Source organism: Pseudomonas sp. N40(2020), assembly GCF_014472415.1.
GTDB lineage: Bacteria > Pseudomonadota > Gammaproteobacteria > Pseudomonadales > Pseudomonadaceae > Aquipseudomonas.
Map to the genome: position 1 here is coordinate 1 of NZ_JACSZV010000075.1, position 10,275 is coordinate 10,275.

8 protein-coding genes are annotated in these 10,275 nt (G+C 59.3%); 3 read left to right on the forward strand and 5 right to left on the reverse strand.

The window, feature by feature from the left end; genetic code table 11:
• Nucleotides 1–76: 76 nt before the first annotated feature.
• Both rimI and IAI51_RS27465 read right to left on the reverse strand, forming a co-directional pair.
• Nucleotides 77–529 carry a ribosomal protein S18-alanine N-acetyltransferase gene (rimI, locus tag IAI51_RS27460; protein WP_187681331.1) on the reverse strand — a complete coding sequence of 151 codons (453 nt, stop codon included), beginning with the start codon at nt 527–529 and terminating at the stop codon, nt 77–79.
• Nucleotides 522–1,271 (reverse strand): energy transducer TonB, encoded by a 750-nt coding sequence (locus IAI51_RS27465; protein ID WP_187681338.1) that lies wholly within the window; start codon nt 1,269–1,271, stop codon nt 522–524. Before IAI51_RS27465 ends, rimI begins: the two co-directional genes overlap by 8 nt.
• Nucleotides 1,272–1,491: 220 nt before the next feature.
• Between IAI51_RS27465 and mksB the strand changes: the two genes are divergently transcribed.
• The 3 genes from mksB to mksF are packed head-to-tail and all read left to right on the forward strand — an operon-like array spanning nt 1,492 to nt 6,297.
• The gene (mksB, locus tag IAI51_RS27470) at nt 1,492–2,769 is read left to right on the forward strand and encodes an Mks condensin complex protein MksB (protein ID WP_187681332.1); all 1,278 of its coding nucleotides are present in this window, start codon (nt 1,492–1,494) and stop codon (nt 2,767–2,769) included.
• Nucleotides 2,759–3,460, forward strand: a complete 702-nt coding sequence (mksE, locus tag IAI51_RS27475; RefSeq protein ID WP_187681333.1) for an Mks condensin complex protein MksE — start codon at nt 2,759–2,761, stop codon at nt 3,458–3,460. Before mksB ends, mksE begins: the two co-directional genes overlap by 11 nt.
• Complete coding sequence (mksF, locus tag IAI51_RS27480; protein WP_187681334.1) at nt 3,457–6,297, forward strand: Mks condensin complex protein MksF; 2,841 nt, start codon at nt 3,457–3,459, stop codon at nt 6,295–6,297. The genes mksE and mksF overlap by 4 nt, the downstream gene beginning before the upstream one ends.
• A 183-nt stretch (nt 6,298–6,480) precedes the next feature.
• Here the strand turns inward: mksF and IAI51_RS27485 are convergent, their stop codons facing one another.
• From IAI51_RS27485 to IAI51_RS27495, 3 genes are read right to left on the reverse strand one after another with little or no spacing between them, the layout of a single operon-like run.
• Entirely contained in the window at nt 6,481–8,784 is a 2,304-nt protein-coding gene (locus tag IAI51_RS27485; protein ID WP_187681335.1) for an intermembrane transport protein PqiB, read from the reverse strand.
• A complete protein-coding gene (locus tag IAI51_RS27490) occupies nt 8,777–9,400 on the reverse strand; it encodes a paraquat-inducible protein A (RefSeq protein WP_187681336.1) in 624 nt (207 codons plus the stop codon). The genes IAI51_RS27485 and IAI51_RS27490 overlap by 8 nt, the downstream gene beginning before the upstream one ends.
• Nucleotides 9,387–10,046 (reverse strand): paraquat-inducible protein A, encoded by a 660-nt coding sequence (locus tag IAI51_RS27495; RefSeq protein WP_187681337.1) that lies wholly within the window; start codon nt 10,044–10,046, stop codon nt 9,387–9,389. The genes IAI51_RS27490 and IAI51_RS27495 overlap by 14 nt, the downstream gene beginning before the upstream one ends.
• Nucleotides 10,047–10,275 lie beyond the last annotated feature (229 nt).

Sequence of the window (10,275 nt, forward strand, 5' to 3'; positions counted from 1 at the left end):
CCGCAGGCTGCGATCTTTTGACTTTTTTTTTAGATCAAGATCAAAAGATCGCAGCCTGCGGCAGCTCCTACAGTATTCAATCAACCAAGGTGCAGGCCATGACCACCGCATCTTCACGCCCACCCACCGCCGGATAATAATCCCGACGCCGGCCAATCTCGTTGAAGCCGTAACGCTCATACAACTTGAACGCCGCGGTATTGCTGTCGCGCACTTCGAGAAAACACTCGCGAGCCTCGGCGGCATACGCCCGCGACATCAAATGCTCCAGCAACGTCAGCCCCAGCCCACGCCCCTGATTTTCCGGTTTCACCGTGATATTGAGCAGATGCGCCTCATCGAGAATGATCTGCACCACGCCGTGGCCGACTTGCTGCTGACCTTCGAACATCAGCCAGATCTGGTACTTGCCCAAGCCGTCGAGAAAAATCCCGCGGGTCCATGGATGGCTGTACGCCGCGTATTCAATCTTCAGCACGGTGTCCAGATCCGCCTCGGTCATCGGGCGGAACGATACAGCTTCACTCATTCGATTCTTTCCAGCGCGCCATCAGCCGACGCATGGCTTGCCACACAGCGGCTTTGCGCTGCGGCTCTTCCATTAATAATTCCAGACCCGGGAGGGCCCAGGCCGAGCCCAGGCCTTCGATCTGCAATTCACGATTGAACGCTTCGGCGTCCGCCTCACCGGCAAAACGCACTGCCGGCAGGCCGATCAGCCACAGGCAGGCACAAGGCGCGGCTTCCATCTGCACGGAAAGGAAACCCTGCACAAAGTCGCGCGCCGCGTCCGGGCCTTGATCCATCGTGCCGCGATTGAGCCACGGCCAACGCACTGGTTCGCCGACGATCTGCGGTGCATCCGGCAGACCGGCGGCGCGCAGCATGTCTTTCAGCAGCAGATAAGCGGGGTCGCGACTCTGGAAGGGTTCACCTGTGGGTAACTCCACCAGCAGCAGACAACGCCCGGCACGCAGCAATTGCAGGGCGAAACGCGGTGGCGGCACAGGGGCTGGTTTGGCGACCACCGGTGTGTCGTCGACTTCTTCCACCGGTTTGGCGCCGGTGCGGGTGCTCGCCAGCGAGGGCCGCGGCACTTCGATCTTCGCCCGCTCGACCGGACGCGCTGCAGCCGCTTGCACCGAAGCTTCGGCCTGCGGAGCCAGCAGCACCGGCACCTCAACCTCAGGCTCGGGCATATCCAGCAGCTCGGGCCGCGACGGGGCGGCGAAGGGCAATTCGGTGCGCGGCAGCCAATTGACCACCTGCATGGCGTTCAAATAGGCGCGGCGGCGGGACTCGATAAGCAAGGGTCGGCCACTTGTGGATAACTGAAAGTGCGCTGATTCTACCGCCCTTCGCTAAAGATCGCCCGCTGTTGATCGATAGTCTTGACCTAAACAAAAGCGACAGCCCGTCCCGAGAGTGAATCGCATCCTTCGTGATGCAGTACAATCGCGGCTTTTAATCGCCAACCAGCCGGCCATTCCGATGATCGAACCCAAGCGCGTCTTGCGCGCCCTCGCTGAACACTGGGCACTTCTGGAGCCACTGTGCGAGCACTTCGACCAAGGCACCTTGAGCCTCAACGAACTGCGCACGCAACTGGCCGCCCAACAACTGGACAGCACGCCGCAGGACATCACCAGCCTGCTCGACGTGTGGATTCGCCTCGATATCCTGGTGCCCGTGGCGAAAAGCCCGAACCGTTTCGAGCTGAACGCGCAGATCCACGACTTCCTCGCCTACCTGCGCCGTGAGCACCGTCTGGGCCTGTGCCTGGAAATCGAAGCCTATCTGCGCCACCTCGAACGTCTGGCCGGTTACATCCAGGACGCGTTCGACATCCGCGATGGCAACGACCTCGCCCGTCAGTTGCGTCTTCTCGATATGCGCGTGCGCGACGTATTGAAGAAGCTCGACAACGACGAACAGGCGCTGGTGGCCGTGGCTGAACGGGCGAAAACCAGCGACCGGCAGATTCCGTTGCGTCAGCGTTACGCCGAAGTGTTGGCGACCTGGGACGAATACGTCGAGCCGATGATCGATCTGGTGAACGCCGACGGCGCCTTCGAACAAGGCGTGCGCAAGGTCGAAACCGTGCTGCTGAAGATGCTCAGCGAACAACAGCGCCTCGGCCATCTGGTCGATGACGACATGCTGCTGCGCACCCACGCGCGCATCCTCGAAATGCAGACCAGCGCCCAACTGACCTTGCGTCACGCCCGCGAACTGCTGCTGCCGCTGCGTGAAGAAGCCCGTCGGCACAACGCCGTGACCCGTGGCGCCGCGCTGGCCCTGGCGGCGATCCGCCGCAAAGGCATCGACGCCGTGCCACAAGCCGCGATGCCACTGTTCACCCGGCCGCAAAGCACCTTCCTCGGCAGCGCCAGTCAGGTTGAAGCCTACGTTTACGCTTTGGCGCGTTTCGAGCCGAAACCGGCGCGCTTCCCCAAGGCGCACAAGACTCACAAGGGCGAGGCCCCACGTGCGCCGCGCACCGTGCGCGAGATGGTCGATCGTTGCGAAGAATCCCTGCCGATGCCGGACTTGATGACCTGGCTGCTGGAGCAGGAACCGGACGGCGCGACCGACGAATTGCTCTACTGGTTCTCGCGCCTGTCGCGGGAAAAACGCTTCAAGCGCGAGCGTCTGGAACGCCGCGAATACCACACTCACGAGCACCAGGTCAGCCTGCGCTCCTTCGCCCTGCTCTCGGCCCGCGACACCGCCGCCGAGGATTCTGCGAGCATCCCCAATGCATCTTGATCTCTCCGAACTGTCCCAACTGGCGCCGATCTTCCGCGAACTGTTCAAGGGCTACCACGTCAGCCGCCGCGACCCGGAGCTGTACACACAACTTTCGAACTTCCAGGATCAGTACCGCACGCTGTTCAAGGCCTTGGGTTTTGAACTGGTCTGTGACACCCGTGGTTTCTACTACTTCGTGCCGGACATGGCCGCGGCGGCGGTGAACAAGACTGCCCAGCGTCTTGCGCTGTTCACCTTCATCCTCGTCGAGCATCTGGCCGACCAGGGCCGCGACCCGATCGCCGTGCTCGACGGCGGCAGCCTCGGCCGCGAAGAACTGCCGTCGTTGCTGGAGAAGTACCGCGACCTGTTTATTCAGGCCGAAGTGCAGACGGTTGAAGAGCTGGAAGAAAAAATCATGCGCCGCATGACTCAACTGGGTTTCGCTGGCGAAGAAAACGGCGTCTACCGGTTCCTGCCACCGATGCACCGTTTCCTCGACGTGTGCCTGTCGGTGCAGCAAGACCGCGATCTGGCCGCCAGCGTCCACAGCGTTCTGCCGCTGCCGGCGCCAGTGCTGATCGACGAAGCCGCCGAGGCGAAATTCCTCGAAACCGACGATCCGCTCGATCTTTCCGAATTTGATGAAGAAAGCGAAGAAGACGCACTGGCCCGCGCCATTGCCGAAGAACAGGAGTCCGACGCATGAGCCAGGAACGCTACGGCATCCGCCGCTTTGCCCTTTTGAACACCGCCGGTTACAGCCTCGGCCTGTTTCCGCTCGAAGAACCACTGTCGGTCTACGGCGCGAACAACCTCGGTAAATCGGCGTCGATCAACGCCTTGCAGTTCCCGATTCTGGCGCGCATGTCGGACATGAGTTTCGGCAAGTACAGCCTGGAACAATCGCGGCGTTTCTACTTCGCTTCCGACACCAGCTACATCCTGGTTGAAGTGAACCTGCCCCACGGCCCGCACGTGATCGGCGTGGTCGGTCGCGGCCCGGGCGGCGGTTTCGGTCACCAGTTCTTCGCCTACGCGGGCAAACTCGATCTGGCTCATTACCAGAAAAACGACACCTGCCTGCGTCAGAAAGAGCTGTTCAGCAACCTTGAGCGCGAAGGCCTGAAAGCCTACGAGCTCAAACCTGACGAACTGCGTCGTTTGCTGGTCGGCGGTCACACGTCGATCCCGCTGGATCTGACCCTGATCCCGCTGCGTTCCACCAGCGAGCAGAGCCTGAAGACCTTCCGCGCGCTGTTCATCAACCTGCTGCACATGCGCGAAATCACTGCGGCCAAACTCAAGCAGCTGTTCCTCGATGCCTTCGAACACAGCCTGCGTTCCGGCAGCGTCGACTACATCGCCGCGTGCGAAGAAGCGTTCCGCGACGTGCGTCGTATGGAACAGGACTACAACTCGCTGGTTGCCGCTGGCCCATTGGTTGAAGCCTTGGCCAACGGCGTGAAACAACGCGACGTGCTGCGCGGCAAATTGCATCGCCTGTCGCCGTTGCTCGACTCGTTGCTTGGCACCTGGTCGGACTACGCCAGTGCGCGCAAAGAAGAGCTGACCATTCAGGCCGACCACTACCGTGGCGAGCAGGACGCTCTGCAAAACAATCAGCGTGGCGGCACTCAGGAACTGATGCGTCTGGAGCGGGAAATATCCGGTATCCAGCGCTGGCTCGGCGAGCTGTCAGTTCTGAAGAACCGTTTCGCACTGGTCGACGACGTCAAAGTGCTGGAGCAGCAACTGCTGGCGGCCAAAGACGCCCACGACGAACTGGCCGGCGCCTTGGCGCAATCCCGTCAGTTCAGCGCCGAAGATCTGGAAGAGCGTCTACGCGATCTGGAAAAACGCCTGAAGTCGGTGAAGCAGCAACTCGATCACGCCGACAACAACAGCTATGCGCGCCTGCGCGAAGAGTTCTCGCAACAGGACGTCGAGCGTTTGATGCGTCTGTTCAACAGCGCGCTGTTCAGTCTGCCGCTGGGCGAACACGGCATCACCCTCGACGAGGATGGCGAGTGGGTCAAATCGGTTGAATTGATCCTTAATGGCTTCAAGGGCGAACGCTTCGAAGTGCCGGGGCTGTCGATCGACATCTCGCACATCGAGCCGCCGGCCCTGCAAGCGCTGGCCGACCGCGCCGCGCTGCGTGATCAGAAAGAGCGTCTGGAAAAAGAGCTCAAGCAACTGAAAACCCAGCAAGCCGTGGCCGCCGACCGCGCCGCGAGCAAGACCCAGACCGAAGCGCTGTACCAGCAGGTGCTGGATGCGCAGAAAGCGCTGGAAGACTTCCGTCGCACCCAGACCTTGAGCGCCGAAGAAGGCGACAAGCTCGAACAACTGGCGCAAATGGAAGGCGCGCAGGACGAGCTCAAACGCTCCAGCGATGCGTTCACCGAGCGCGTCCAGCAACTGTCGGCCAAGCTGCAACTGGTCGGCCGGCAGATCGCCGACATGGAAGCCAAACAACGTACCCTCGACGACGCTCTGCGCCGCCGCCAACTGCTGCCGGCGGATCTGCCGTTCGGTACGCCGTTCATGGACCCTGTCGACGATTCGATGGACAACTTGCTGCCGCTGCTCAACGACTACCAGGACAGTTGGCAGGGCCTGCTGCGCGCCGATGGCCAGATCGAAGCGCTGTATGCGCAAGTGCGCCTCAAAGGCGTGGCCAAGTTCGACAGCGAAGACGACATGGAGCGCCGTCTGTCACTGCTGATCAACGCTTACGCGCACCGTACCGACGAAGCCCTGACCTTGGGCAAGGCCCGTCGTGCTGCGGTCACCGACATCGCCCGGACCTTGCGTAACATCCGCAGCGACTACGACAGCCTCGAGCATCAACTGGCGCTGTTCAACCGCGAGATCAACAAGCGTCAGGTCTCCAACCTGCAGAGCTTCCGCATTGTGCTGGCGCCGAACAAGGAAGCGCTCAAGCACATCGACCAGATCATCCACAGCGCCGGTCAGTACGAAGAAGGCGAAACACTGTCAGTGTTCGATCTGAGCCAAAGCGCCGAGCAGGACAACAAGAACGAAGAAGCCAAGGAATACCTGGCACGGCTGGTGGCGGCAAACCACAACCAGCTCGGCCTCAAGGACTTGTTCGAACTGGCGTTCGAGATCACCAAGGTTAACGGTCAACCGGTGATTCACACCGACATCGACGGCGCGGCGTCCAACGGCACCACCATGACCATCAAGGCGCTGACCAACATGTACTTGTTGCTGCACTTGATGGATCGCGATCTGGCCGGTCGCGTACGCCTGCCGTACTACCTCGACGAGGCGGCGGACATCGACGAGAAGAACCAGGCCGCATTGCTGGAAACCAGCCTGCAACTGGGCTTTGTGCCGATTCTGGCGAGCGTGAAGCCGCAGGTCTGCGCCAGTGTCGCCATCGACCTGGAAGGCGGCAGCGGCCCAGCGGGGATCTACATCGACGAGGCGGACTGGAAGTACATCCGTCGCCATGATGTGGTAAAGGCGACGCTGAATGTTGAAGCGGATGAACCGCAGATGGATGCGGTTTGACCGGCATTAACTGAAGGCAATAAAAAGGGCCGCGATCTGTTTGGATCGCGGCCCTTTTTTATGGCTTGGGGTTTGTGCTGATTTTTAGGGCCCTATCGCGAGCAGGCTCACTCCTACAGTTGGAATGCGCTCCCCTGTAGGAGTGAGCCTGCTCGCGATGACGGCAGTGCAGTCGCCGCAAGCTTACTTACCCAGCGAAATCTTCGGCGCCCAAGTCAGCCACTCATCCTCAAACTTGTCGAACAACGGGAACGTCTGCTCAGGACGCGCCGGATTACCCATGCGCTCGCCATCCGGTGTAGCGAAGGCAATGCCACCCTGGATCGCCGTCTCAAGCGACTCCGTGCGTACCGTCAAACCATTGAACAGACCGATATCGAAGCCTACACCGCTGGTATTCCAGAACCGGCTGCCACTGCGCACCAACGGCGCGTACTTCGGCTCGATCAGGATATGTACCAACACCCGGTCGGCGGTCTGACCCAGTTCATAACCAGTGACCTTACCCACAGTGATTTCACGATAAGTCACCGGCACACCCGGTTTCAGCGAGCCACGGCGAGCAGCGCTCAATACCAGACTCAAACCCGCCTCTTGCTTGGTCACTTCCGGCGCATTGGCCAGTGCCACGAAGTTGTTCTGCGGGCCGAGGTTCTTCGCCGCCGGTTGCACCTCAATGTATTGACCGGTCACCAGGGTTTCCAGGTTCGATGTCTTCATCAAACCCAACTCCGGCTTGACCACCCAGAACCGACTGCCAACGCGGGCAATCTTCTCCGGCACTTCAGTGATGCGCGCGGTGAGGATGACCGATTGCAGATCGTCAGTCAGGTCGACACTTTCGATCTTGCCGACATCCAGGCCTTTGAAGCGAACCGGTGTGCCGCTGCGCAAACCGTCGGCGCGATCAACCTTGATCGTCACCACGGCGCCCTTCTGATTCGCGTCGTCATGGTTGGCGAACAGACGGAAGCGCGGAATACGCTTCTGCAATGGCGCCTTGGCCTGCGGCGTTTCGAAGGCGATACCGCCGGCCATCAACGTCTGCAATGACTCGCTCTTCACTTGAATCCCGCCCGTCAAACCACCGGTCAGTGTGATACCGCTGACATTCCAGAAACGGGTCGAGGCATTGACCAGGTTTTCGTATTCCTTATCGATGTGCACACCGATGACCAATTGCTTCTTGGTCTTGGAGAACTGGTAGCTTTGCACCGAACCGACCTTGACCTGCTTGTACAGAATCGGGCTACCCACATCGATTGAGCCGAGGGCATCGGTGAACAGCACCAGGTGCAGGCCCGGCGAACGCAGATCCAGCGGCGGCGCTTTTGGCCTGGCCTCGAATTCGCGTTTCGGTGCCGCACCTTTGTCGCCCGGGCGTACAGCGATGTAGTTACCTTTCACCAGCGCTTCCAACCCGGTGATACCGGCAAGGGAAATCGACGGTTTGACCACCCAGAACTGAGTGCCATCGACCAGATAGTCCTCAGCCAATGGATCAAGGGTGAGCTCGGCTGTGGCGCTGTTCAAATCCGGATCAACTTTCAGCGCTTTCATGTTGCCGACCTGAATACCTTTGTACATCACCGGCGTGCGGCCGGCCTGCAGGCCTTCGAAGTCGCTGAGTTTAACCTTGACCCGAATCCCGGCAGCGGCGGCATCGAAGTCTTCATAGAGACGGAACGGCAGGCTTGGATCTGTCGGTGGACTGTCCTTGCGGTTCTCTGGCGTTGCGAAGGCGATACCGCCGGCAACAATGCTCGCCAAGGATTCGCTACGCACTTTTACTCCGGACAGATTGGCATCGATGCTGATGCCGCTGGCGTTCCAGAAACGCGTGTGTTTGCGCACGAGTTTGGCGTAGGTCGGCTCGATAAAGACTTTGAGTTCGACCGTGCTTTGATCTTCCGAAAGCAGGTAGCTTTTCACCTGGCCAACCTTGATCTGCTTGTAGAACACCGGACTCCCGCGATTCAGCGAACCGAGGCGATCAGCCTTGATCGTCAGGTGCAGACCGGGTTTGGCGTCGGAGAGCGGCGGCTCCTCAGCCAACGCCTTGAACTTGCGCGCAGGCTCGCCTTCGCCGGGGCTGATTGCCACGTAGTTACCGGACACCAGGGTTTCCAGACCGGTAATACCCGCCAAGGTCACGCTGGGTTTGACCAGCCAGAAGCGAGTGCTTGTCTTGAGGTACTGCCCGACGTCCTTGTTCATCTCGACCGTGGCAATCACTCCCTTGGAGTTGCCTTCGTCGTCGAGTTTGAGCGCCTTCACCTTACCGACCGACATGCCTTTGTACATGACCTCGGTCTTGTTGGCCTGGATGCCTTCGCCGCTTTCGAAGCGAACCTGGATCTCGATACCGGTTTCGGAATAGGCACGCCAGCCGAGCCAACCGCCGATGATCAGCGCAATCAGAGGCAGTACCCAAATGGCAGACCAGTTCGAGGCCGGTCGGGTTTTCGCTACGGGCAAATCAGTCATGGTCGTCGTCCGACTCCGTGTTATCCCAAATCAGTCGGGGATCGAAAGTTACTGCGGCAAGCATCGTCAGAATCACCACGGTGGCGAAAGCGATGGCGCCAAGATTTGCTTCGACACTGGCAAGCCGGCCGAAATTGACGACCGCCACCAGAATGGCGATCACAAAAATATCGAGCATCGACCAGCGACCGATGAACTCGATGAAGCGGTACATCCAGATGCGCTGACGGGCCGACAACGGCTGACGTCGTTGCACCGAAAACAGCAGCAGGGCGATGCCGACCAATTTGAAAGTCGGCACCAGAATACTGGCGATGAACACCACGGCAGCAATTGGAATCATGCCGTGCTGCACCAACTGGATCACACCGGACATGATGGTACTCGGATCGCCTTGCCCCAAAGAACTGACAGTCATGATCGGCAACACATTGGCCGGAATATAGATAATTGCCGCCGTGATCAGCAGAGCCCAGGTTCGGGCCAGACTGTTTGGACGCCGAGCATGAACCAATGCACCGCATCGAGTGCAGGTTTGCTCATCGGTGTCCGCTTCCTGCCTGTTCAATTCGTGGCATTCGGTACAAATCAGAATGCCCGCATCAATCGCCCGCATGAGCATCCTCTCCAGATAACGACTGCCAGATCTGATGCGGTGACATCACCACTTCCAGCCAGACCTGTACCAACAACAACGCAATGAAACACACCAGGCCGAGACCGACAGTAATGGCCGCCATGTCCGCCAGTTTGACGATCGCCACCAGTACGCCCATGAGGTAGACCTCAAGCATTCCCCAATCTTTGAGGTGATGGTAAATGCGGTAGAGCAACAAACCGTAGCTGCGACCGATGTTGAAGCGGATTGTTAGCAATACGATCAACTGGCAGAGCAATTTGATTAACGGTATGGCCATGCTGCACAGGAATACGACGATCGATACACCTTGCATGTCCGTGTTGAACAAACCGACCACACCGCTCCAGACAGTGTCGTGCGACGATTGCCCGAGTAGATTGAGCTCCATGATGGGTAAAAAGTTCGCTGGTACGTAGAGCAGCAGTGCCGCGATTACCAGGGCAAGGCTACGCTGCACCACGTTATGGCGATGGGCGTATAGCTCGTAACCGCAGCGTGGACAGAGGGCCTTCTCGCCATGGGCAAGTTTTGGCTTGCGCATCAGCAAGTCGCACTCGTGACAGGCCACCAAGTCTTCCAGCGGTAAATCTGACAGCCCGGGGGCGTCAACCGACTCTGACATAAAGGCTCTGGCTCCGAAAAAGGTGGGGCTATTCTAGTGTTCTGATTGGAAAATAACTGTGCAAATTTGTTCGCAGGCTAAGCAAAAAACTTTCCTGCGGGCAAAACAAAACCCCAACTGCTTTCGCAATTGGGGTTTCGGAATTTAATCTTGACGATGACCTACTCTCACATGGGGAGACCCCACACTACCATCGGCGATGCATCGTTTCACTGCTGAGTTCGGGATG

Bases quoted from the DNA above. Each gene is read 5' to 3' on its own strand.
- rimI (WP_187681331.1), bottom strand. From the start codon at position 529: ATGAGTGAAGCTGTATCGTTCCGCCCGATGACCGAGGCGGATCTGGAC.
- IAI51_RS27465 (WP_187681338.1), bottom strand. From the start codon at position 1,271: ATGCAGGTGGTCAATTGGCTGCCGCGCACCGAATTGCCCTTCGCCGCC.
- mksB (WP_187681332.1), top strand. From the start codon at position 1,492: ATGATCGAACCCAAGCGCGTCTTGCGCGCCCTCGCTGAACACTGGGCA.
- mksE (WP_187681333.1), top strand. From the start codon at position 2,759: ATGCATCTTGATCTCTCCGAACTGTCCCAACTGGCGCCGATCTTCCGC.
- mksF (WP_187681334.1), top strand. From the start codon at position 3,457: ATGAGCCAGGAACGCTACGGCATCCGCCGCTTTGCCCTTTTGAACACC.
- IAI51_RS27485 (WP_187681335.1), bottom strand. From the start codon at position 8,784: ATGACTGATTTGCCCGTAGCGAAAACCCGACCGGCCTCGAACTGGTCT.
- IAI51_RS27490 (WP_187681336.1), bottom strand. From the start codon at position 9,400: ATGCGGGCGATTGATGCGGGCATTCTGATTTGTACCGAATGCCACGAA.
- IAI51_RS27495 (WP_187681337.1), bottom strand. From the start codon at position 10,046: ATGTCAGAGTCGGTTGACGCCCCCGGGCTGTCAGATTTACCGCTGGAA.